Below are 21,661 nucleotides of genomic sequence, written 5' to 3'. Positions count from 1 at the left end.
CGGGCGCTGAGCAGGGACGCAGGCCACGAGAGGAGTTCAGATGCTCAGAGAACTCACGGCACTAGGGACATGACCAGCCGCGCCACGGGACTGCCCCACCGGCTTCCTCACCGGCTCCCTCGCCGTCTACCTGGCCGCCTGGCCGGCTTGGTCGCAGCTACAGGTTGCCGCCTTCGCCGACGCGCACCCGTGCGCGACGAGCGGGGATCGGCCGGTGTCGAGATGCTCATCATGGCGACGGCGGCGCTGAGCATCGTGCTGGTCGTGGTCGCTTCCAGCCGATACGTCGACGGCTCCGCACAGGCCAACGACGCCGCGTACGCAGCCGCCCGTGCGGCCTCCCTGGAGTCCGGCATGGGCCCGGGTGCCGTCGCCGGCCGCCAGGCCGCTGAGAACTCGCTCGCCGAGCGCGGCAAGAGTTGCCAGAACCTCAGCGTCTCGTTCGTCGGCAGCGACTTCACCTCCGGCGGACAGGTGATCGCCGAAGTGACCTGCACCGTCACCCTCCTCGACACCGGCGCCCTGGGTCGCCAGCTGGGCCTGCGCCCCAACACTCAGTTCACCGAGCGCGCCGTCGTGCCGATTGAGACCTACCGGAGCGAGTCATGACCGGTCCCCACGGCACCCCTACCCGCGCTTCTCGGCGCCCATCGAACCGGACCCCGAAGGCGTCACGTCGAGAGCGGGCCATGCGTGGAGCCGAGCGGGTCGCACGCCGCCTCGCCATGCGAGCCGCCCGGGTGATCGCCGCCGCCAGCGAGGGACCGGCTCGGCGCGTCCGCGACGAGCGGGGCGTCGCATCGGTATGGACGATGATCGTCGTGACCACCGCTTTCGTAGGGCTCATGGCTCTGGTCGGCGGAGGAGGCGAGCTGATCAACGAGCGCGTCGAGGCCAAGCGTGCCGCCGAGCAGGCCGCACGAGCCGGCGCCGACGAGCTCTCGGCCTCCGCCGTGCGTTCCGGGACGGACCAGGTCGACGCCGGCGAGGCGATCGCCCGAGCCAACGGTGTATTGCGCCAGGCGGGATGGTCCGGCTCGGTCCGGGTCGAGGGCAGCCGCGTCGTCGTCACCGTCAACGACACCCGCAGCCCGCAGTTCCTCAGCCTCATCGGCGTAGGAGCAATGCAGATCAACGAGACGGGCTCCGCCGATGCCATCTCGACACCCGACGGCTGAGACGCCGCTCGCCCCACCAACGGAGCAACGAAACGGCGACAGCGCGCGGGGCGTCGACCCGAGGAGGAGGATCACCATGCTGAACAGGCTGATACGCGGGGTAGGAGCCCTGATCGTGTTGGCGGCGCTCCTGGTCGGCGCGCCCCTGGCCCTCATCGCGTGGGTCGGCAACCCGTGGCCGCCCGGCGGCTGGTCGGAGATCCAGCTGCTCACCAACCGCACCATCATCGGCGCGCTCGCCGTCGTCGGCTGGATCGCCTGGGCACAGATGGCCGCGTGCATCCTGATCGAGCTCGCAGGAGCCGTCCGCGGGAAAGCGCCCCGGCAGATCCGGTTCGCCGCCGGCGGCCAGCAGCAGCTCGCCCGAGTCCTGGTGACTTCAGTCGTCGCGCTGTCGATCGGTGGAGGCATCGGAGCCAGCGCCGTCGGCCCCTCCCTAGCGGCGACCACCGCGGCCACGCCGCAGCCCGAGAGCGCCCCGACGACCAGCCACACGGTCGGGCGCGTCAGCCAGGTCACGCCCGGGCCGTCCGTCACCGTCGACCGCGACACCACGGTCTGGAAGCTCGCCGAGGTCCATCTCGACGACGGATCTCGGTGGCGTGAGCTGGTCGACCTCAACCGCGGCACGGCCCTCAGCGACGGCACGACCCTCGCCCAGGGCACCCAGACCATCCCGGCCGGGTCCACGCTTCGCCTCCCGGCCGGCGCGCACGTCGAGGCCAGCCCGGCCTCACGGGACAACCAGAAGGACCAGAAGGACAGGTCGGAGAGCACCTACACCGTCAAGGCGAACGACACCCTCTCGGAGATTGCCGAGACCAAGCTCGACGACGGCAGCGCTGCCGGCTACATGAAGCTCTTCGAGGCCTCCACCGACACCCTCCAACCCGGTGGCGAGCACCTCGTCGACCCCGACCACATCGAGGTCGGGTGGAAGATCTCCATCCCCGGTGAGGGCACCGCACACGACAACGGAGACCGCGGCGGCAACCACGGCAACCAGGGCGACCGCGAAGACCAGGGCGACGGGGCCGGCGAGCAGACGCCCGAGACCCCCGACGTCACCCCCGAGGACCAGGGCGAGCAGGGCGACCAGGGTCAGCAGGGCGAGCAGGGGGATCAGGGACAGCAGGACGACGAGGTCGACGCCACCGAGGCGCACAACCCCAGCGGCGAGACGCCCGGGGACCAGAGCGTCGACGAGGTCGGCGACGAGGTCGGCGACGAGGCGGGAGACGAGGGCGTGCTCGACGCCGCTTGGGTGCTGCCCGGACTGACTGGCGGGGGAGTGCTCCTCGCCGGTTCGCTCTACCTCGGACTGCAGCGCCGGCGCCGGGCACAGTTCCGGTCTCGCCGCCCCGGCCGAGCGATCGCCGCGCCGCCGGCCGAACTGGCGCCGACCGAGATGACGATCAGCGCCACCGGCGGACCCGTGGCAGCCACAGTCGCATTCATGGACGAAGCGCTGCGGCGTCTCGCCGAGCACGCCCGCGCCCACCAGGCCGAGATGCCGCCGCTGGCGGCCGTGCAGCTCCACGAGGACCTGGTGATCCTCCACCTCAGTGGCGCGGCCGACCTTCCCGCCCCGTGGGACGAGAGCCCGGACCGGCTGCACTGGTCGTGCTCGACCGCCGCCGCGATCGAGGACCTCGGGCCGGATCACGGGTGGGCCGAGGCCCCCTATCCGATGCTCGTCACCATCGGCGTCGACGACCGCGACACCACCACGGCACCGCCGGTCGCCGGCACCGATCGCCACGGCCACCGCGGCGATCGCCTGGGCGACTTGTGGCTGCTCAACTGCGAGGAGCTCGGGACGCTCGAGGTCGTGGGCGACCCGACCCGGGCCGGCGACTTCGCGCGCCACCTGGCCGCGCAACTGGCGGTCAACCCGTGGTCACAGCAGGTGAGCGTCGACTGCGTGGGCATCGCGCAGGAGACCGAGGGTCTGGGCGACCGGGTCCGCTACTACGACGCCGGTTGGGAAGGTGACCGCGCCACCTCCGACGTCCTCGCCGAAGCGGTGTCGATGGTCGACCGCGCCGACAGCCACGGCACCGACGTCAGCACCGGACGTGCCGGCGGCCTCGACGACGACGTGTGGCCAGCCCGGATGCTCGTGGTCACTGCTGAGGCCACCACCAGCGAGGCCGGCCCAGCAGGCGACGCCGAGAGCAGTGCGCTACACGAGCTGCGACACCTCGTCGCCACGCACGTCGGCCGAACAGGAACCGCGATCGTAGTCACCGCGACCTCGCCGACCCCGCAGGACACGACCGGCGACCCTGCCGCGCTGCCCGACAACGGGCAGACGGTGACGACCGTCGTCGAGCTAACCACCACCGGACGCGTGATCCTCGGCGACCAGGGACTCGACCTGGCAGCGGTCGGGCTGACCAGCGAAGAGGCGTACGGCTGTGCGCTGCTCTACGCCCACAGCGCGATCCTCGACGACGTCGAGATCCCCGTCGACGAAGACGCCACCGAGGGCTGGGAGGCGCTAGTCGACCAGACCGGCGCCGTCCGGCGCGGGCTCACCCTGCCGCGCAGCACCCCAGAGGAAGACCTCGGCGAGCCCGCGACCAGCCTGCTAGCCGGCTCGGACGAGGAGTACATGGCGGCCGCACCGGTGGTCGCCGAGGACCTCGACGCGATCGCGCCGAAGGTGCCGGACAGCGTGCTGGCTCAGGTCAAGGCAGAGGACCCCGACCTCGACGCCGACCTGGCCGACTGGTTCGACCCGCAGTGCCCGCGCCCCAAGCTCACCCTGCTGGGCCCTGTCGCGGTCCGCACCCACGGCCGGCCGCTGGCCAAGTACAAGGCGCTGTGCACCGAGATCGTCGCCTACCTCGCACTCCGGCCCCGGAACGGCGCAACCCGCGACGAGCTGGCCGAGGCCGTGGGCTGGGACGACCCCGCCCGGGTCCGCAAGTACATCGACCTCGTGCGTCACTGGTTGGGCGAGGACCCCGAGACCCACGAGCACTACCTGCCCCACGCCAACAAGTCGCCCGCGGCAAAGTCCCGCGGTGTGAACGTCTACCAGGTCACCGTGGTTTCTGGTGCTGGCCTCCTGACCGACTGGGACCTGTTCCGCCGCCTTCGAGCTCGAGGCACGCACAGCGACCTACTGCAGGCGCTGGAGCTGGTCACCGGCCGACCCTTTGACCAGCGGCGCCAAGGAGGCTGGAACTGGCTGCGCAAGGGCGACCCGCATGACGAGTACGCCTCTCACGCGATCGCCGACGTCGCGTTCACCGTCGTCACGCACTGCCTGCAGGAAGGGGACTTGGTCCGCGCCCGAGCGGCCACCGAGGTCGCGATCCTGGCGGTGCCGAACGAGCAGGTCGTCCAGCTGTGCCAGGTGGCGCTGACGGAGGCCGAAGGCAACAACACCGAAGCGATGCGGATCCTGCTCGAGGATGTCTGCAACCGCTCCGAGGACGGCGACGCACCCCTGGACCTGCCCGAGCGCACCCAAGAGATCATCCGCAACCACCAGTGGATCGCCAGCTGATCGAGCCGGCCCGCACGGCCCTCCGTGCGAGGCTGTCGACGAAGTGCTCGACGGGCTCCTCCTCCCCGCAATCGAGGAGTGCCGGCTCCGCGACGAGGGCCACAACCGTGAAGACGCCGGGCCACCAGATACCGGGTGCGGTGCTGCTGCGCGGCGAGGTCGTGCGACCAGCCACGCCCTGAGCAACGCGGTCCGCTCGGCCAACGCCTGAGCCCGCCACCGGCCGAGAGCCAGCCAACTGCCCGCGTGGGCGCTGACCGCCTCGCCAAAGCGGCCTCGGACAACTCGGCTGGCGTCTCCTTGGGCGACTGCCGGCCGCCTCCTGACGTCTGGTCTCGGCCGCCGATGCGGAGATGCAGTGAAGGTCGCCAGCCGTCAGCGGCGGACCTTGCTCAGCCGAAGGTAGGAACACCGTCGGGGGAGCCTCGCTGGGGGTCGCCATGGGGCGTTGGTCGCAAGGGCGCGGTTCACAAGTTCGTTTCGGGATGGCAGCAGTTGTCCTCGCACCCGGAGTCGGCTTGAGCCAGGGGGAAGCCGCCGGCCGCGGTACTGGTGGGGCCGCACGCGCAGCCGTCTCCGCGCCAGGCCTCCAGGCCCTCCCGGATTGCGACGGCGGCGATCACAAGTCCGGCGAGCGGGTCGGCCCACGCCCAGCCGAGGGCGGCGTTGAGGAGCAGTCCGGCCAGTAGAACCGCGGACAGGTAGGTGCAGAGCAGGGTTTGGGTGGAGTCGGCGACCACGGCGTTGGAGCCGAGGCCGCGACCGGTCCGGCGCTGGGCCCAGGACAGGAAGGGCATGATCGCCAGCGAGGCGATCGCGAGCCCGATCCCGATGGGGGAGGACTCGGGGTCGTGACTGGTGGCGAGCGCTCGTAGCGATTCGAAGGTCACGTAGCTGGCGAGCGCGAAGAACGAGACCGCCATTAGTCTCAGCGCTTGGCGCTCGCGAGACTCCGGCATCGGGTGCCGGAACTGCCACAAGATGATGAGGCCGCTGCTGACCTCCACGATGGAGTCGAGCCCGAATCCGACAAGGGCGATCGACCCGGCGACCAGGCCGGCCGTGATCGCGATGCCGGCCTCGACGACGTTGTATGTGACCGAGGCGGCCGCCAGCCATTGGGCTCGGCGTCCGAGTTGCCGGCGGCGATCCGGGTCGGCGACGTATGCGGGTGCGTGCGTGTGGGTGCTCATTGGCCCGATGCCTCGCCGTACACGGGGCACAGCACGACCGCGTCGCCAGTGGCTGCCAGCAGCTCCTCGGCGGCGGCGAAGACCTTCATCACCGCGTCGGGGTGGGTCAGGGAGAACACTGACGAGCGACCCGAAGGACGCGACTCGACCAGTCCGCAGTCACGCAGGCACGCGAGATGTTTCGACACGGTCGATTGGGCCAGCCCGAGGTGGCCGGTGAGCTGGGTCACGTTGTGCTCACCGAGCAGCAGGTGTTGCAGGATCGCCACTCGGGAGGGGTCGCTCATGCCCCGGAATAGGCACGCCGCTGCTTGGCCAGCGGCGGCCTCGTCAAGGCCCTGACGTCCGTCAGTGCCATGCTGGTCAATCATCGCCATATAACGATATTAGCGCCATGCGCGCTTAGGCTGTCAACCGGTCCGAGCCGCCGCCGGTGCACGGATGCCGACCGCTGAATCTGCACCAGGGCAGTGCTGAAGGTCGGTGCGGGCGGTTCGACAAAGTCCGCTGCATCTCAACAGCCGAGGAGACGACACAACCCCCTGCGCCGAAGTTCCTGAAACTTTCGGGGGACGCCCTCTGACCTGCACAAACGCGTGTCCCCCGGCAATGTCCCCCCAGCTATTGAGGCGTTGGGGGGACACCTAGAGGGACACCCGAGAGCCACCTTCCTGCCGTGCAGCGACACGACGGAAGGGAGGCCCCGGCATGAGTGTGGGCGACCAGCTCGGACTGGAAGAGAACAGCGAGCTGCTGGACGAGGCACGACGGATGTGGCCCCGTTGGGTGGCCGCCGACAGCCGTCTGGGAGTCGTCGAGAAGTTCGACGACCTGCGGCCATGGCTCCCCACGGTGACCCGCGAGGAAGCCGATGAGGTCCTCCTCGCCCTGGCCATGCTCGGCGCCCCCGATGGCGGTGACGACATCGCGGCCGCGGCGGCTTTGGCCAAGTGCCTGCTTCCCGGCGCCTGCCGGTTGGCCGGCTGGCTGAGCTCGCTGCCGACCAAGGACGTCTTCCGCGACAGCCAGCCGATCCAGGCGGGTGCCTGGTGGGCCGTCGAGCGCATCGACGAACTGGTGGCCTCGCAGCTGTGGATCGAGGTTCGTTCGTTCCCGTGGCGCCGACTGACCAAGGTCGCCTCCAACATCATCGTGAACACGAAGGTCGGGGTCCTGCGAGAGGTCGGCGACTTCTTCTACGTCACGCGCACCGACCGCACCTGGGCTCACACCGACCTGGTCGAGTCCTTCTCCTTCGGCGACCTACCGGCCGGCGGCGGCGAGTGGGCCGACGGGGAGCGCCCTCCCGCCGAGCACGGCGCCAGCGTGCTGGGCCACCAGCCCCTGGCGCTCGCGGTCCACGACCCGGCCGACCCGGACACCACGCCGGCTGAGGAACTGCTCGAGCTGCTCACCTGGGCTTGCGAGCAGGACGTGATCAGCGAGTCCGACCGACGCCTGTTGCTGTGCTTGGTGCACGAGGCCGACCGGGTCCAGACCCGCAACCTCGGCCGCGGCTACGGCGGGCTGATCGGCAACGAGCTGTCGATGCGCGTCGCCCCCCAGCTCGGAGTCTCCCAGGCGACCGTGCGGCGCAATGCCTCACGCAGCGTCCGCGCGCTGGCTCAGGCCGCCGGGAGGTTCGGCCATGACGCATGAGCAGAACAAGAAGCCGGCGAGTGATCGCTCCAGCCCCTCCCGCGGACCTAGGCGACTGGAGGTGGTGAAGGACATGACCGACACCCAGCACACCATCGGGATAGACGCGGAGCAGGGGCGCTCCGTGCAGGAGATCTCGCATCTATTCGACATCGCCGGCCGCGAGGGCGAGGTGATCGCCGGCCTCGCGGGCGGGATGGACGACCTGCGAGCTGTCCAGGCCGCCAAGCAGGCGCTGGCCCGGCTCAGCCCGGCCGAGGTCCGCGACGCCCTGGCCTACCGGCGCACCCTGCAGCCCGGGCTGCTGAGCCAGCCCGGCGCCAGGCTCGCGGGGGAGCCGTCATGAGCAGCAGCACCGTGAACCTCGGCAGCGGCCCGACGTCGCGCCCGTACGCCCTCGAAGAGGTCCAGGCCGCCGTCCGGGCGCTCCAGGCCGGCGAGTTCCGAGACGCCCGCCTCACCACGCGACTGACGGACCCGGACGCAAACACGGCACGGCCGCGCACTGCGCGCCGGACCCCGGCGCAGACCCAGGCAGCCGACTGGACACCCCAGCCTGGGGAGCGAGTCCTGGCCGTGATCGGCACCTCCGGCTCGAGCGGAGCCAGCACTGTGGCTCTCGCCGTCGCGCTGAGCGCCAAGCAGCCGGCTCGCGTCGTCGAGTGCTGCTCGGCCAGCGCCTCCGGCCTGGCCGCCGCCACCACCGCCGAGCTCGGCCTGCACCCCGCCGGATGGCGGCAAGGCCGGCGCGAGCAGGTCGTCATCGAACGCGTCTGCGAGGTCCTCGCCGGCGTCGACGAGGTCCCCTCACCCACACCGGCCGAGCACACCACCCAGCTGACCGTGCTCGACGTCGGCTGGGAGGTCGGTCAGCTCACGACCACCAACTCCTGGGTCAGCGACGCCGTCGCCCGCGCCGACCAGGTCCTCCTGGTCAGCACCGCGACCGTCCCCAGCCTGCGTCGCCTCGAAGGTGCCCTCGAGCTCCTCGTCAACCACGCCGGCGCAGACGTGACGGAGCGGACCTGGGTGGCCGTGGTCGGCCCCCGTCGCAAGAAGTGGCCCCGCGGCGTTGAGGGTGCCGGCGGACCGCACGCCCGGCGAGCACTCAACAGCGAGCGCGTGGTGGAGATCCCTGAAGACCGCGGCCTGTCGATCCACGGCCTGGACTCCCGGCCGGTGCCGCCGGCCCTGCTCACCGCAGCAGCCCACGCGCACACCGCCGGATCGGATGTCGACGACCGCGACCACCGCGACGTCGACGAGACGGCCGCTGACGAGTTCGACCTCTTCACCGATCACGACCTGACAGACCAGTCGGACGACCAGCCGGCCGAGCGGTCCGGCTGACACCTACGCAGCACCAACCCGCAATCCAGTTCGCGACATCGAAAGGAACCGACCGATGGACCTGATGACCCGCACTACCGTGATGGCCGCCAAGGTGTGCCCGAAGGCACCGCCCGGCGCCGAGGGCCCGACCAACGAGATCACCGGCTACGTGCTCTGGGGGGTGATCATCCTCTTCGGTCTCGCCATCATCATCGGGATCGGCGCCGTGATCGCCGGCCGGATGTTCGCCCTGCCCCACGCCTCGAAGGTCGGCGTGATCTCGCTGGTCGTCGTCTTCGGCTGCGCGATCGCTTACCTGGTCCTGCCCGGGATGCTCAACGGCATCCTCGGCAACGGCTGCATCTGATCCGGAGTCAGCCGATGGGTGCCATGCAGTCCAAGGTCACGGGTAGGAGCACGGGTCGCTCCGGTCAGGAGACCTCGGGGGTCCGCGAGTGGAGTCGCGGGCGCCTGATCACCATCCTGACCGGAGCGGTCGTGGTCGCCCTCGCCCTGCTCGTCGGGTTGGGGTACGCCATCTACCTGGCGGTGTCCGGACTCAACGACGACGACTCCGCCGCCGGCGACGTGGCCACCGGCGAGACCGAGCGCTCCACCGTCGCCCGGGGCGCCAGCCACCGCGACGAGATCGCCGCCGAACCCATGCTCAGCGTCCCCTCGAGCGCGGCGTTCCCCGACGACCCCAGCGACCCCGACGACGGCGGGGACGCCGCCGGCGACCAGGGCAGCATCAAGATCCCCACGGGCACCGGCATCAACGGCCCCGGCCTGGTCATGACGGGCTTCCCCAACACCCCTGAGGGCGCGATCGGGCAGCTCGCCCAGATCGACACCGCGGTGCTGCAGTCGATGAGCCTGCAGACCGCTCAGGAGGTCTACGCGAGCTGGGCGCTGCCCGGTGGCGTCGGCGCCGACGACTGGTGGATCACCTCGAGCGTGGAGGCCTTCCTCGGCAGCAGCGAGATGGGCAGCGTCAAGAGCGCCACGGCCTCGGTGGCCGTGGAGCCGGCAGCAGCCCTGGTGAAGGGCACAGACGGACCCGACTGGGCCACGGTCTGCGTCCTGATGAAGGTCACCGCGACCTACCGCTCCGAAGGGCACGCCGCGTTCGGCCACTGCGAGCGCATGCAGTGGGTCGGCGGCCGCTGGATGCTCGCGCCCGGCGCACCCCCGGCACCCGCACCAGCCACCTGGCCCGGCACCGAGCTGGCCACCGAGGCCGGCTGGCGCACCTGGACCACGGACCCGTCCACGGGGTCACCCGGCGCCGACCAGACGGGCGAGCAGGCGGGCGAGCACGGCGAGGGCCACAGCGACGAGCAAGGAGGAGCACACTCATGAGCAGCCGCAGCACATCCACCAACCCCACCCCGGCGGGCAACATCGCCCGCGTCGCCGTCCTGGTGGTCATCGCCGTCGTGGCCGCCACCGCAGTCTGGCTCGGCACCCGCGGGGACGACGGAGCCACGGACCGCGAGGGCGGCACCGACACCACCACCCCGGGTCAGTCTTCGGGCAGCAGCTCCGGCGACTCGGCCAGCGAGCAGCTGGCACCCGAGAACGCCGCCGCCGCGCCCGCCGAGGGCGTCACCCTCCCGACCGGGTCGACCCAGAGCGACGGCTACCCGACCGGATTCCCCTACACCGACCTCGGGGCTGTGGCGCTCCAGGTGGAGCTCGCCAAGGCCCAGCTCGGCTTCGACTACGACCAAGCCGCCACGGTGGCCCAGCTGTACTCCGACCCCGCCGACCAGGCGGTCTTCGAGCAGCGCTCCCACGACGCGGTCGCGCTGCGTCGCGAGCAGGCCGGCGTCCCAGCCGAAGGCGAGGTGCCGGCACCGGCCTCGTACGCCGTCACGCCGGTGGCCTACACGCTCCAGGAGGTCGACACCGACTACTACGTGGTCAACCTGCTGAGCTACGTCACCCTGACCGGCGTCGACGGCGAGGCCCGTGACGGCCTCTACGCCGGCACCCAGCTCGTGCGCTGGGTCGCCGACCCCGACGTCGAGAACGGCGGTGACTGGAAGGTCGTCGAGGGCAGCACCACCGACCTCGAGAACCTCGTCGCCCAGGGCCAGCCCAAGGCCGTCGCGCCCAAGACCAAGGAGTTCGAGGCCGAGGGGTGGCTCATGATCGACCCCACCGGCGGCACCTCGGCCGAGGCAGGCGACGGGGCCGGTGAGTCCTCGTGACCAGCGAGCTCCTCCTGCATTTGCGCGGCCTCCGCCGGCCCGGTGCCAGGGTTGGCGTCAGGGTTGGCGCTCTGGCCCTGCTCACCGCGGTCCTGTTGGGCCTGCTGAGCGGACTCATCGGTCCCGCCGCGGCGGCGCACACCCCAGCCGCGGCCACGGCCGCTTCGATCAACGCCTCGATCAACGCCTCGATCAACGCCGCGGTTAACGGCCAGACGTCCACGCTCGAGACACGGCTCGCTACCGCCGCCCTTGGCATCAAGCATGGATGCCCCGGACCCGACGCGCTGTGCCACCTCGGCGGTGACGTCCTGGACTGCGCCGGCAGCCCCATCGACTGCGCGGAGGACGCCGGAGGAGCCGTCGCCGACGGCGCTGGCGACGTCAAGGACGGTGTCGTCAACGGCGTGGAGGGGGTGGCCGGCGCGGTCGGCGACCTCGCCGAGGGCGGCTGCGGCATCCTCGACGCGGTCTGCGACGTCGCAGGCGGCGGCCTCCCGGGCCTCCCCGACATCCCGGGACTGCCCGACATCGGTGACATCTTCGACGGCGGGTTCCCCGGCCTGGGCGACATCCCTAACCCCATGGCCGAGCTCGGCGACATCATCGCCAAGGCCGCCGCGGACGCCTGGACCGCCGCGATGCTGGCCATCTGGAACTCCGGGCTATTCGTACTGCGGATCGTGCTGACCTACTCCGAGCTGTTCTTGACCCCTGACCTGCGCGGCGACGGCCCCGGCAAGGACGTCTACAGCTTCGCGCTGTGGCTGGCCCTCGCGATGGTGGTGCTCCTGACCGTCATCCAGCTCGGAGCCGCCGCCTTCAAGCGCGAGGGCAAGGGACTCGCGCGAGCACTGATCGGCGCCGGCCAGTTCGTCGTGGTGTGCGCTACCTGGTTCGGCTACTGCGTGACGATCGTCGCCGCCTGCGGGGCCATCAGCAAGGCGCTGATGACGTCGCTGCTCAAGGTGAACACGTGGCCCGAATGGGAGCCGCTCGGCGGGCTCGGCAGCGAAGACATCGCCGACGCCACCGTGGCGACCGTCCTGGCCTTCCTCGGCATCTTCCTGTGGCTGGCCGCCATCGGACACATCCTGGTCTACCTGGCCCGCGCGGCCTCACTGCTCGTGCTGACCGCGACCGGCCCCATCTCAGCGGCCGGCCTGGTCTCCGACTTCACCCGATCGTGGTTCTGGAAGAGCCTGCGCTGGTTCCACGCCGCCGAGGGCAAGGGCAGAAGAGTCAGGTCTGCAGCTCGAGGAGTAGCTCAAATGCCCCCATCGACGACGGATCAGAGCCCCGTGCCGGCGACAGATCCGGCACAGGGAAGGTGAAGTGGATAGTACTGATGAGCGCGCTCGTCGCCCTCGGCGGAGTCGGCTGGGTGAAGTTCCAGCCGGGGGCGGACAAGGAGCCAGAGCCCGGTGAAGTGATAGTCCTCGAGCCCGTGCAACTGAACCTTGCCGCCGGGAGATACCTCAGGATAGGTGTCGCCCTTCAATTGGCCGAGGGAGTGAAGGAAGTCGACGGATCCCGAGCGCTTGACGCCATGATCACGCAGTTCTCTGGGCTGCCCCTCTCGGCCGTCGATGAGGCAAAGGAACGTGACCAGTTGAAGGCCGAGCTGACCCGTGAGCTCACGGGGCTGTACCCCGAGGAGGTGCTTGACAGCTACTTCGTCGAGTTCGTGACCCAGTGAACGAGCTGGACCGACTGTTGAGGCCCCTCCGACTGCTCTACGGCGATCGAGCGTGTACCGCAGCCGGCGGGATCGGGCGGGGTCATCTGCATAGATCTGCAGATGCGGACGGTGGGCTAGGCTCGGTCCGTGGGCGATGCCGAGAGCGACACAGCCGAAGCGAGTGGTGCTCGCAAGGGCGTCGGGGGTGCGGGTGCTGGCCACCCGGTGACGCTCTCGGATGACCAGGTCCAGGCTGCGGTCACCTCGTTCTCCCTGCTGGCTGAACCCACCCGCGTCCGAATGCTGTGGGCCATGCGCGAGGAGGGTGTGGACGTGGCGACGCTGGCCGCGGCGGCGGGCTGCACCCCGGCGGCGGCGAGTCAGCATTTGTCGAAGCTGAGATTCGCCGGCTTGGTTGTCGGGACTCGCCAGGGGCGGCGGGTTCTGTACCAGCTGCGCGGCGGACACGTTCGCACGCTCCTGACCGAGGCACTCTTCCACGCCGATCATCAGGTGAGTGGGGCACCGGTCCACGAGTAGACGCGGACCTTCCGGTGCTCTTCCAGTGCTGCCGCGAGATGTCGATCGTGATGTCGCCGTTGCCCCTCGTTGCCCCTGGTCGCCTGTGGTCGTTGTGGTCCGGCCCGTGATACCGGCCGGTGACGGTCGGCCGAGCGCCCCCGGCGGCGGTGCGCTAGTGGCTGGTGCTGCGGTAGGACTGGAGGAGCTGGTCGACGGGTGCGAAGTCGTCGGTGAGCACTTGGGCGCCGTCCACCCAGGACTCCACCGTCGTGGTGGTTGCCACACGCCATCCTGTCTCGCGTGTCTCCAGAGCCTTCGCGATGGCATCGGGGTCCAGGGCGCGATCTGAGGCGATGGCGATGAGGTTCCCGCCGTCGGGATCGCGGTCAGGGTCGAGACCGACGTCCGCGGGTTCGCCCGCGAGAAGCACGTTGTCGAAGACTTCAGAGAGCGTGGCGACCTCAGCGCGGGCGAAGTCGAGGCTGCCGTAGTCGATGAGGTTCGCGACGTACACCCCGTCATCGGCAAGGACCCGCGAGACGTCGGTGAGCGCTTCACGGGTGGTTAGGTGCCAGGGGACGCTGACGCCGCCGAAGGCGTCGCCGACGATCAGGTCACGGCTGTCGTCGGCCAGCCTGCGCAGGCCGAGGCGACCGTCCTCGACCCGAACGTGAACCCCGGGAGCGGCGTCCAGGTCGAGGCGATCACGGTCGATCTCCACCACACCCGCGTCGATCTCTGAGACCAGGCTCTCGGTGCCCGGGCGCGTCGCGGCCAGATAGCGGGGGATGGTGAGTCCGCCTCCGCCCAGGTGGTAGGCACGGATCGCGTCGTCCTCGGGATAGCTGGTGTCGATGACGGCAGCGATCGCGCGCACGTACTCGAACTCCAGGTAGGTGGGGTCATCGAGGTCGACGTAGGAGTGACGCAGGCTGTCAAGGACCAACGTGCGCCCACCGGAGCCGTCGGTGGCAGCAACAACCTTCACGCAGTGGTACTTGGTCTCGGCGTCACAGCCCCCCGGGGCGGCCACCACGGCTAGCCCACCGCCACCCACCGCGAGCGCCAAGGCCGCGGTTCCGCGCACCGATCGGGTGGCCCACGCCAAGGGGAGGGAAGCGGCTACGAGTAGCGCCCCGAGGCTGACCAAGATCACGCTGACGGGCAGCCGGGAGATCAGCACGAACCCGGTCAACACGGTTCCGAGAATGGCTCCCAGCGTGCTGGCACCTGAGAGCTGGCCCACCACGGTTCCGGTCTGCTGGAGGCTGTGCAGCCGAAGCTTGGTCACCATCGGCGTCACCGCCGACAGCAGCGATCCCGGGATCAGGATCGTCAGCGATGCCGCCGGCAGCAGAAGTCCCGGGGCCGTGTCGGCCACGAAGCGCAGTGACGCCGGGGTGAACGCGACCACCGCTCCCGAGACCCCGAGCGCTGGACCGATCAGTCGTCGAGGATCCACCGCATCGGCGACCCGGCCACCAGCCCACGAGCCAAGAGCAATCGCGGACAGTGCGATCCCGATCACCAGGGTGCTGGTCTCCAGCGTGAGACCTAGGTGAGGAGCCAAGAGTCGTAGGGCGACGATCTCGACGACGAGCACCGCGGCCGAAGACCCGAAGACCAACACCACCGCCCATCGATGGCTCAGCCGCGCGCCGGGCAGTGCCGCATCCGGCGCCGCGCCGGGCGCCCCACCCGCTGCCTGAGTGGGATGCGGTGCGGGCTCCGGGCCCCGGGTGGTGGACTCGGGGCCCGGTTCCGCGTCGGGCGAATCGCCAAAGGTGCTCACGCCGATGATCCTGACAGGCGACACCACGAGCGAGCCGAAGGTGAGCATGGGATCGGCCAGCGCGGGCTCGGGCCGTCCGCTCAGGCCGCAGCCTGACCGGACTGGATACTCGCGCACCGTGAGAGAGTTCGGCCCATGGCCGACCTGCGAGCACCGCTCTTCTTGCGGGCGTTGCGCGGATCGGTGACCGCTGCGGTCGCGATGCTTCTCGCGGTGTGGGGCCACACCGCAGCCGGCGGACTGCTGCCCGGCCTAGGCTGGCTGCTGCTGATCGCGATGTTTCTTGCGCTGGTCAGCGCCGCGGCACTGGCGCGACCAGCCAGCCGGTGGCGCCTGGTCGCCTTGGTGGCCGGCGGCCAGTTCTGTGTGCACGTTGTCCTCACCGCCCTGTCGGGCCACAAGGGCGACCCAAGCGCCCAACAGCACTCGCTCTCCGTCCTGCCAACCGGCCCATCACCACGAACTGATCTCGCCGGTAGCGGGGTGGCAGGCCCCGACCGCAGCGGATCCTTCTACGACCTCACCATGGCCCCCGGCGCGATCGGCCGTCCAGGTGAGCCAGCACTGGACATGCCTCACTGGGTCACCCACGTGCTCACCGACCTCACGGGTCCCCACGCCTTGATGGCCCTGGCGCACCTCCTCGCGGCCGCAGGAGTGGCGTGCTGGCTCGCAGTCGGGGAGACCGCGCTGTGGACGCTGATCGTTCTGCTCAGCATGGCCGCCGGCCGCCTTGTCCGCCGGGTCGTCGCACTCCATGTGGTGGAGCTCGTGGACAACCGGCGGCCGCCAGGGATCCAACCGCGCGACGAGCCGAGGCAGCGCCTCCCGATCTGGCTGTTGGCGTCCTCGCTGTCGCGTCGCGGACCACCCGCCGCCAACCCTTGCTGCGTCGCTCTGCGATCACCTGCGATCGCCTGACGCGCGCCACGCTGCGGTCCACAACCCAGCACTCGTCCGAACGTGCCTGACCCAACCCTGCGTTGACGGTCGGGCGATCGAGTACCCCTGCCTGCCCAAGAGCTGCGGCGGGCACCTCTGCACGTCCACGACTTCGCGAATGAGGAACCACGTCATGTCCCGTATGAATCTGCTTCGACCCAAGCCGCCCCGCACCATCCCGGCCCGCACCACCCCGCGTCGCACGAACCGACGCCGAGGGCTGCGGTGTGTACTCACAGCCACCGGCCTGGTCGTCGCGGTCAGTCTCGCCGGCTGCGCAGCTGACGAAGGCACCGAGTCCGACGGCACCGACCCGACGACTGAAACGTCACAGCCCTCGCCGAGTGCGCCGGACCCGTCCGCGACCGCCGACGCGACCGAGGGCGGCTCCCCGACGGCAATCGAGACGCCCAGCGAGGAGGCGTCAGAGGCCGACCTGGCCGTCGTCATCGACGGCGAGGAGGTCGCACCGAATGCAGCCGAGCTGAGCGCGGCGCCCGGCGAGGCGCTCACCGTCCAGGTCACCTCCGACCGCGCGGGCGAGCTGCACGTGCACGCCAAGCCCGAGCAGTTCCTCGAGTTCGACGAGGGCCAGACCAGCATGGACCTGGTCATCGACACCCCCGGCACCGTTGAAGTCGAGGACCACGACACCAGCGCCGTCGTCGCGATCATCACGGTCGGCTGATGGAGATCCAAGCCCACGGCCTGGGCGGCGGGAGTGACCTTCCGATCCCGGCATCGCTGGCAATCGGAGGCGGCACCGCTGCCTTGACGCTCTCCTTCGTCGTGTTGCTGCTCGCCTGGCAGAAGCCGCGATTCGCAGCCGACAGCTACTGGCTGCCGGTCCCACGCAGGCTGACGGGCGTTCTCGACGGTGTCGCACTGGCCACCGCCCTGCGCGTGATCGGCATGGTGTTCTTCGCGTTCGTGGTCTGGTGTGCGCTGGCCGGACCGGACACGCTCACCAACCCGACGTTCGGAATCGTGTATGTGTGGCTCTGGGTGGGGCTGGTGCCGGCCTCGCTGCTGTTCGGCCGCTGGTATCGGGCACTCAGCCCGGCTCGCACCATGTGCCTCCTCCTGGCTCGGCTGCTCGGGCCCGCCTGGGGAGCTCGCGACTATCCCAAGCGGTGGGGCTACTGGCCCGCCGGGGTGGCGTTGTTCGCGTTCGTGTGGATGGAACTCGTCTCGCGGGACGCGACCTATCTGGGGCAGGTTCGGCTCTGGTTTGCCATCTACTTCGCGGCGATGCTCGTCGGCACAGCGGCATACGGCGAGAGATGGCTTGAACGCGCAGATCCCTTCGAGGTCTACTCCACCCTGGTCGCCCACCTGTCGCTGTGGGGACGACGCAACGACGGCTCGTTGGTGATCGCCTCACCACTGCGCAACCTGTCCCGGCTCGCACCTGAAGTCGGGCTGGTCGCCGTGGTCGCGGTCCTCTTGGGCAGTACCGCCTATGACAGTTGGCGCGAGTCGGCGGTCTGGATCCGGTTCGTCCAAAGCAGCAGCATTCACGGGACCTTGTTGAACACCGCCATGCTGTTGTCCTGGGTGCTCATCGTGGGCATCGTCTTCACGATCGCCACCTCCTGCACACCAGTCAACCCGGGACTCGGTCTCCGCAGACGCGACCTTCCCTCGCGCCTGGCCCACTCGATCGTCCCGATCATCGTGGGATACATGATCGCGCACTACATCTCGTTCCTCGTCGAGTCCGGACAGCTGGTCCTGATCCAGATCAGCGATCCCATGGGAACCGGCGCGAACCTCTTCGGAACCGCAGACGGCAGCATCAATTACTGGCTCTCCCAGAACCCGTCGTTCCTTGCCTCCATCAAGGTGTTGGCCATCGTGATCGGACACGTGCTGGGCGTCATCGCCGCCCACGACCGGTCCTTGGAGCTCCTGCCGCGCAAGCACCAGATCACCGGTCAGCTGCCGCTCCTGGGCGTCATGGTGCTCTACACCTTCATGGGCCTGTACCTGCTGTTCGGAACCTGACCGAACGGCGGGGGACGAACGGGCCGAGCCGCCGCTCCGCGTCCGACGAGCCGTTCCGTGGCCGCCCACCCAGGGCGGCCACGGACGTCTCGCGGGTACGCGACGTGAGCAACCACTGGTGTCGAGATTCTGGGTGCGCGGCGCCTTGGACGCGAACAGGGGGCCGAGACGAGGACGCGCGGTCGCTCAGGTCTGCTCATCCGCGGCCGATGTTCACATTGATGCATCCAGACCGTCGTGTGTGAACACGGTCGGCACCGCCGTGGAGAGGGACCAGCATGCCGCTCGACACGTCCGGGCGGGCTGATCGTTCGCGGCGTGATCCGGCGGGCACCCCCTCGTGTGGTCACCTGGGCCGGGTCCGTCGACCGCTTCGCTCGGAGGTACCCCGGTGACCGTCACGGGACGGACATCTTCGGGCCGACATCCTGGAGGCCGGAGACCGACTGCTGGTGCCAAGAACCTCGGTGAGGTGCTCTCTTGGCTCGCGTCTGAACCGGGGATCGCAGCGCTCGCCGAGCGGTTCCCCGAGCAATGGGAGCAGCTGAGCAAGGACGCAGCGCGCCACGGCACCCGCTCCGACGACGACTTGCGCCAGTTCGTGCGGGCTGCACTTCGGCCAACTGCACATCAAGCAGGCCACGCCCGCCCACAGGCCGAGATCATCCGATCCGAGGTTCGTCGCCACATGCTGCTGGAGCTGTTGCGGCAGCGCGATCTCGCCGCGGAGACGGGTCTGACCAGCGGCACGGTGCGGTTCAACCGGCTGAAAGGTGCCCTCGCCCAGCAGCTCCTCTTCCACCACGACTTGGTCCGGAAGCCGGTCTCCATGGCTGCCTACCGCCTTATCTGGCCGCTGATGTGGCAGCGGAGGATCCTGCTCCCTCTCGTCCGGGGAGAGGGGATCTACGCCTTCTACAGCACTAGCCTGGTGCGTCGCCTGAGCAAGCTCATCGGCACCGACCGATGCCTGGAGATCGGCGCCGGTGACGGAACACTGACCCGCTTCCTGCGCGATGAAGGGACAGACGTCGTCGCGACCGACAACTACAGCTGGAGCCGGTACATCCGGTTCGACGGGTCCGGTGTCGAGAAGCTCGACGCCCGTCAAGCGCTCCACCGGTACCAGCCGAGGATCGTCATCTGCGCTTGGCCGCCACCGGCCAACCCGTTCGAGAAGTACGTCTTCGAAACCTCGTCGGTGCAGACCTACATAGTGATCACCAGCAGCTCGCGCGCCAACGCCGGCGACTGGAACACCTACGAGAGCCAGACGGCGTTCGACGTGCAGGTCGATCGCCGCATGACCCGGTCGGTCCTGCCGATCGGACGTAGTCAGGTCCTCGTCTTCCGCCGCCGCGACTCGAACGGTCCAAGCTGATCCGTCGCACGCTGCGCGTATCCAGGCGCTGATCTGAGGAGGAACCCGGGGCAACCCTCGCAGACCCGCGAGGCGAGCTACGGAGGCGAGCTTGCGGAGAAGAGCTACAGAGGTGGAGCGGGATCCGGTCGCGCTACCGGAAGGGTCGGCCCTACTTGGATCCGGCCGGCGTCGAGACGAGTCTCCCCTGGGCAGAGATCCCGGCGCCTCGGTATCGGCGGGTCGAGAAGATGGCGCCAACCGTGCCGAGCGTGAGCAGGGCGGCGGCAGCCAGGGGTAGGCCGGCTGCTCCGAGCCAGCCGGCGATGGGGTAGGTGACCAGGAAGCAGCCGTGCGACAGGGCGAACTGGGCGGTGTAGACCAAGTTCCGATTCTGCGGGGTGGAGGCCTCGGCCAGCAGCCTCGAGGATGGCGTGTTGACCAGGGACGTCCCGCTACCCAAGACGAACCAGGCGAGCAGCAAGGCTCCCCAGCCCTCGCCGGTCGCGACTGCGTAGATCGCCACCGCCATGGCGAAGGTGAGCGCGACCACGAGGAGCCAGACGCCAGTCAGCATGGTCCGTGCGACGCCGACGCGCTCGACCAGTCGGGGAATGTTGAGGGCGACCAGCAGCGAGCCCAGCCCGTAGGCCCCGAGCGTGAGGGCCAGTGCGTTGTCGTCGAGACCAAAGACGCCCTTGGTGTAGACCACCGAGTTGACCAAGACGGTGGCGGTCGAGGCTGCCACGACGACATTGGTCGTCATCAGGAACCGCAGGCTCGGCGTCTGTGCGAAGACCCGCAGCCCCGTGGGGAGGCGTTGCCAGAACGTGGAGGTGTCCTCTTCTGCCACGCGCCGCGGCAGCCGCGCCACCAACACGAGGGCCGAGGAGATGACGAACCCGACGGCTGTGCCGAGGAAGAGGTTGTTGTAGTTGATCAGGGTCAGCAAGACGGCGGCCAGCAACGGGCTTAGGATCGCGTCGAGGTCGTAAGCGAGCCGGGACAACGCCAGCGCCTTGGTGTAGTCATCGCGGTCGGGCAACACGCTGGGTATCAGCGTCTGGAACGCCGGGGTGAAGGTGGCCGACGCCGACTGCAGAACGAAGACCAAGACGTAGATCTGCCAGATGTCGCCCACGAACGGCAGGACCAGGGCGACAGCCAGGCGTACGGCGTCGGCGGTGACCAGGACCGCCTTCTTGGGCAGCCGGTCGACCAGCGCTGCGACCAGTGGCGCGACGCCGACGTAGGCGACCATCTTGATGGTCAAGGCGGTGCCGAGGACCGACCCGGCGTCGTCGCCGGCGATGTCGAAGGCCAGCAGGCCGAGCGCGACGGTCAGCAGGCCCGTGCCGATGAGGGCGATGACCTGGGCGAGGAACAGGGCTCGGTAGGTCCCGTTCCGGAGGACGTCGATCACGCGCTGCTCCTCGCCGAGGTAGAGGCCGTCGGTGAGGACTGCCTCGTCGTCGGGCGCTCGTCGGCCGCGGGTCGACGAGCAACCAAACCCTCATCCACGACATATGCATGCATGCGCAGATATTAGCAGTGTTGTGGTCCCGCTGGCTCGTCCCGTGATCGAGCCCACAGCCGGCTGGGGCCGGGCCCTTCGGCTGATACCGCTGGGGTTCAGCGCACGCCGGGGAGAGTGAAAGTGAAGGTGCTGCCACGCCCCGAGCCTGGGCTCGCAGCGGTGAGGGATCCGCCGTGCGCTCGGATGATGGCTTGGCTGATCGTCAGGCCGATTCCCGATCCTTGCTGCTCCCGGGTCCTGGCGCTGTCGCCGCGGTAGAAGCGTTCGAAGACGTGAGGCAGCTGGTCGGCGGCGATGCCGTCGCCGGTGTCGGTGACCTCGATGCGGGCACCGCCTTCGCGGCTCGCTTGCCAGGTCACTGTCGTGCTGCCGCCGTCCGGGGTGTGGCGTAGGGCGTTGTCGAGGAGGTTGGTCAGGACCTGCAGCAGGCGCTGCCGATCCCCTTCGACGATCGGGTCGCCCTCTCCCACGTTGGTGAGGTGGACCCCTTTGGCAGCGAAGGCGTCGTGTTGGGCGACTGTAGCGGCGATGGTCAGCTCGGTGACCGACACCGGCGCGAGCTGGAGCCCAAGCTGGTTCTCCTCAGCACGCGAAACGGCGCTGAGGTCGTCGGCCAGTCGGCGCAGACGGTCGACCTGGTCACTTAGCCCGGATCCACCGATGAGCTTGGGTGGGTGAGCGTGGCGTAGAACGAGAATGCCCTTGCTGGGCGGGAGAATCGG

General features: G+C 69.7%; 21 protein-coding genes. 16 read left to right on the top strand and 5 right to left on the bottom strand.

Annotation, left to right across the window (positions count from 1 at the left end):
• Positions 1–189 precede the first annotated feature (189 nt).
• The 3 genes from ABKW28_RS19470 (at position 190) to ABKW28_RS19460 (ending at position 4,698) form a co-directional block, all read left to right on the top strand.
• Entirely contained in the window at positions 190–609 is a 420-nt protein-coding gene (locus ABKW28_RS19470; RefSeq protein ID WP_348612596.1) for a TadE family protein, read from the top strand.
• A gap of 131 nt (positions 610–740) precedes the next feature.
• Positions 741–1,178, top strand: coding sequence for a pilus assembly protein TadG-related protein (locus tag ABKW28_RS19465; RefSeq protein ID WP_348612594.1), 438 nt, complete (start codon positions 741–743; stop codon positions 1,176–1,178).
• A gap of 115 nt (positions 1,179–1,293) precedes the next feature.
• Complete coding sequence (locus tag ABKW28_RS19460; protein WP_348612592.1) at positions 1,294–4,698, top strand: hypothetical protein; 3,405 nt, start codon at positions 1,294–1,296, stop codon at positions 4,696–4,698.
• A 467-nt stretch (positions 4,699–5,165) separates the two neighbouring features.
• Here the strand turns inward: ABKW28_RS19460 and ABKW28_RS19455 are convergent, their stop codons facing one another.
• A complete protein-coding gene (locus tag ABKW28_RS19455) occupies positions 5,166–5,891 on the bottom strand; it encodes a cation transporter (protein WP_348612590.1) in 726 nt (241 codons plus the stop codon).
• Positions 5,888–6,262 carry a metalloregulator ArsR/SmtB family transcription factor gene (locus ABKW28_RS19450; protein ID WP_348612598.1) on the bottom strand — a complete coding sequence of 125 codons (375 nt, stop codon included), beginning with the start codon at positions 6,260–6,262 and terminating at the stop codon, positions 5,888–5,890. Before ABKW28_RS19450 ends, ABKW28_RS19455 begins: the two co-directional genes overlap by 4 nt.
• A 337-nt stretch (positions 6,263–6,599) precedes the next feature.
• Between ABKW28_RS19450 and ABKW28_RS19445 the strand changes: the two genes are divergently transcribed.
• From ABKW28_RS19445 to ABKW28_RS19405, 9 genes are all read left to right on the top strand, one after another.
• Positions 6,600–7,550: a hypothetical protein gene (locus tag ABKW28_RS19445; protein ID WP_348612588.1), complete on the top strand. Its 951-nt coding sequence runs from the start codon at positions 6,600–6,602 to the stop codon at positions 7,548–7,550.
• The gene (locus ABKW28_RS19440) at positions 7,540–7,896 is read left to right on the top strand and encodes a hypothetical protein (RefSeq protein ID WP_348612586.1); all 357 of its coding nucleotides are present in this window, start codon (positions 7,540–7,542) and stop codon (positions 7,894–7,896) included. The genes ABKW28_RS19445 and ABKW28_RS19440 overlap by 11 nt, the downstream gene beginning before the upstream one ends.
• Entirely contained in the window at positions 7,893–8,900 is a 1,008-nt protein-coding gene (locus tag ABKW28_RS19435) for a hypothetical protein (protein ID WP_348612584.1), read from the top strand. The genes ABKW28_RS19440 and ABKW28_RS19435 overlap by 4 nt, the downstream gene beginning before the upstream one ends.
• Positions 8,901–8,955: 55 nt before the next feature.
• Positions 8,956–9,249, top strand: coding sequence for a hypothetical protein (locus tag ABKW28_RS19430; protein ID WP_296213832.1), 294 nt, complete (start codon positions 8,956–8,958; stop codon positions 9,247–9,249).
• Positions 9,250–9,263: 14 nt separating this feature from the next.
• On the top strand, positions 9,264–10,244 hold the full coding sequence (locus ABKW28_RS19425) for a hypothetical protein (RefSeq protein ID WP_348612582.1): 981 nt from the start codon (positions 9,264–9,266) through the stop codon (positions 10,242–10,244).
• On the top strand, positions 10,241–11,098 hold the full coding sequence (locus tag ABKW28_RS19420) for a hypothetical protein (protein WP_348612580.1): 858 nt from the start codon (positions 10,241–10,243) through the stop codon (positions 11,096–11,098). Before ABKW28_RS19425 ends, ABKW28_RS19420 begins: the two co-directional genes overlap by 4 nt.
• 95 nt (positions 11,099–11,193) lie before the next feature.
• Positions 11,194–12,432, top strand: a complete 1,239-nt coding sequence (locus ABKW28_RS19415) for a hypothetical protein (protein ID WP_348612578.1) — start codon at positions 11,194–11,196, stop codon at positions 12,430–12,432.
• A 14-nt stretch (positions 12,433–12,446) separates the two neighbouring features.
• Positions 12,447–12,797 carry a flagellar basal body-associated FliL family protein gene (locus ABKW28_RS19410; protein WP_348612576.1) on the top strand — a complete coding sequence of 117 codons (351 nt, stop codon included), beginning with the start codon at positions 12,447–12,449 and terminating at the stop codon, positions 12,795–12,797.
• A 129-nt stretch (positions 12,798–12,926) separates the two neighbouring features.
• Positions 12,927–13,319, top strand: a complete 393-nt coding sequence (locus ABKW28_RS19405; RefSeq protein WP_348612571.1) for a metalloregulator ArsR/SmtB family transcription factor — start codon at positions 12,927–12,929, stop codon at positions 13,317–13,319.
• A 154-nt stretch (positions 13,320–13,473) separates the two neighbouring features.
• On the opposite strand, the gene ABKW28_RS19400 is transcribed toward ABKW28_RS19405, so the two are convergent.
• Positions 13,474–15,210, bottom strand: coding sequence for a fused MFS/spermidine synthase (locus ABKW28_RS19400; protein WP_348612569.1), 1,737 nt, complete (start codon positions 15,208–15,210; stop codon positions 13,474–13,476).
• 18 nt (positions 15,211–15,228) lie between these two features.
• Here ABKW28_RS19400 and ABKW28_RS19395 point away from each other — a divergent pair, with 18 nt between their 5' ends.
• The 4 genes from ABKW28_RS19395 (at position 15,229) to ABKW28_RS19380 (ending at position 19,423) form a co-directional block, all read left to right on the top strand.
• Complete coding sequence (locus tag ABKW28_RS19395; protein WP_348612567.1) at positions 15,229–16,014, top strand: hypothetical protein; 786 nt, start codon at positions 15,229–15,231, stop codon at positions 16,012–16,014.
• Between the two features lie 154 nt (positions 16,015–16,168).
• Entirely contained in the window at positions 16,169–16,723 is a 555-nt protein-coding gene (locus ABKW28_RS19390) for a hypothetical protein (RefSeq protein WP_348612565.1), read from the top strand.
• A complete protein-coding gene (locus ABKW28_RS19385; RefSeq protein ID WP_348612563.1) occupies positions 16,723–18,042 on the top strand; it encodes a hypothetical protein in 1,320 nt (439 codons plus the stop codon). The genes ABKW28_RS19390 and ABKW28_RS19385 overlap by 1 nt, the downstream gene beginning before the upstream one ends.
• Before the next feature lie 472 nt (positions 18,043–18,514).
• Entirely contained in the window at positions 18,515–19,423 is a 909-nt protein-coding gene (locus ABKW28_RS19380) for a hypothetical protein (protein ID WP_348612561.1), read from the top strand.
• Positions 19,424–19,574: 151 nt separating this feature from the next.
• On the opposite strand, the gene ABKW28_RS19375 is transcribed toward ABKW28_RS19380, so the two are convergent.
• Both ABKW28_RS19375 and ABKW28_RS19370 read right to left on the bottom strand, forming a co-directional pair.
• Complete coding sequence (locus ABKW28_RS19375; RefSeq protein WP_348612559.1) at positions 19,575–20,825, bottom strand: MFS transporter; 1,251 nt, start codon at positions 20,823–20,825, stop codon at positions 19,575–19,577.
• A 209-nt stretch (positions 20,826–21,034) separates the two neighbouring features.
• Positions 21,035–21,661 (bottom strand): HAMP domain-containing sensor histidine kinase (locus ABKW28_RS19370; protein ID WP_348612557.1); only part of this gene is annotated, 627 nt, incomplete at its 5' end.

Source organism: Nocardioides sp. 31GB23 (genome assembly GCF_040012395.1).
GTDB lineage: Bacteria > Actinomycetota > Actinomycetes > Propionibacteriales > Nocardioidaceae > Nocardioides > Nocardioides salarius.
Note: the sequence above shows the minus strand (reverse complement) of the source record. Positions and strands in the feature narration are given on the sequence as shown.

Bases quoted from the DNA above. Each gene is read 5' to 3' on its own strand.
- ABKW28_RS19390 (WP_348612565.1), top strand. From the start codon at position 16,169: ATGTCCCGTATGAATCTGCTTCGACCCAAGCCGCCCCGCACCATCCCG.
- ABKW28_RS19425 (WP_348612582.1), top strand. From the start codon at position 9,264: ATGGGTGCCATGCAGTCCAAGGTCACGGGTAGGAGCACGGGTCGCTCC.
- ABKW28_RS19440 (WP_348612586.1), top strand. From the start codon at position 7,540: ATGACGCATGAGCAGAACAAGAAGCCGGCGAGTGATCGCTCCAGCCCC.
- ABKW28_RS19395 (WP_348612567.1), top strand. From the start codon at position 15,229: ATGGCCGACCTGCGAGCACCGCTCTTCTTGCGGGCGTTGCGCGGATCG.
- ABKW28_RS19435 (WP_348612584.1), top strand. From the start codon at position 7,893: ATGAGCAGCAGCACCGTGAACCTCGGCAGCGGCCCGACGTCGCGCCCG.
- ABKW28_RS19430 (WP_296213832.1), top strand. From the start codon at position 8,956: ATGGACCTGATGACCCGCACTACCGTGATGGCCGCCAAGGTGTGCCCG.
- ABKW28_RS19455 (WP_348612590.1), bottom strand. From the start codon at position 5,891: ATGAGCACCCACACGCACGCACCCGCATACGTCGCCGACCCGGATCGC.
- ABKW28_RS19385 (WP_348612563.1), top strand. From the start codon at position 16,723: ATGGAGATCCAAGCCCACGGCCTGGGCGGCGGGAGTGACCTTCCGATC.
- ABKW28_RS19420 (WP_348612580.1), top strand. From the start codon at position 10,241: ATGAGCAGCCGCAGCACATCCACCAACCCCACCCCGGCGGGCAACATC.
- ABKW28_RS19445 (WP_348612588.1), top strand. From the start codon at position 6,600: ATGAGTGTGGGCGACCAGCTCGGACTGGAAGAGAACAGCGAGCTGCTG.
- ABKW28_RS19410 (WP_348612576.1), top strand. From the start codon at position 12,447: ATGAGCGCGCTCGTCGCCCTCGGCGGAGTCGGCTGGGTGAAGTTCCAG.
- ABKW28_RS19450 (WP_348612598.1), bottom strand. From the start codon at position 6,262: ATGATTGACCAGCATGGCACTGACGGACGTCAGGGCCTTGACGAGGCC.